At 61.3% G+C, this 600-nt stretch carries 1 protein-coding gene; it reads left to right on the top strand.

The genetic code is table 11. From position 1 onward, the window contains the following. Positions 1 to 600: hypothetical protein (locus tag BST27_RS30780; RefSeq protein WP_428842052.1), on the top strand; the 600-nt coding region annotated here is incomplete at both ends.

The raw sequence follows: 600 nt of genomic DNA, 5'->3' as shown, positions 1-600 counted from the left end.
GCTTCGCCAACGCCGGCAACATCAACACCGGCTTCGCGAACACCGGCGACAGGAACTTCGGCGCATTCAACCTGGGCGACAGTCAAGGGGCCGACGGCTACCACATCCCGATCAATTTCCCGGCGATTCCGATCAACCTGGTGGGCGGCACCAACTCAACGATCCCGATCACCGGCTACATCGATCCGATCACCGTCTCCATCCCTGCAATGACCATCCCGGTCCGTTTCTCGATGACCGTGCTGATCACGATCACTATCTCGGGCAACCAAGCGGTCCCAGCGATGGGCCCGATAGTCGTGAACCAGATCGTCCTAAACAACCTCGCGGTCGGGGCGAACATATCGGTGCCCTTCCAGATGAATTTGCTCGGCCAACTCCAACTGGGCATCCCGGGCCCGTCCAGTTTCGGGGGCTCCTCGGCAACGACGTCGGGCTTCTTCAACGGGAATGCCAGCAACACGTCCGGGTTCTTCAACTCGAACGACTGGAGTTCGGGCCTTGCCAACGCCAACGGGGCGTGGACGTCGGGCTGGTACAACTCCGGCACGTTGCTGTCCGGCGTCCAGAACCTCGGCAACGCCATCTCCGGTATCGCCA

Origin of the sequence: Mycobacterium intermedium (genome assembly GCF_002086275.1) — a bacterium.
Taxonomy (GTDB): Bacteria; Actinomycetota; Actinomycetes; order Mycobacteriales; family Mycobacteriaceae; genus Mycobacterium; species Mycobacterium intermedium.
The sequence above is the reverse complement of the archived record's forward strand: the minus strand, read 5'-3'. Positions and strand labels throughout refer to the sequence as shown.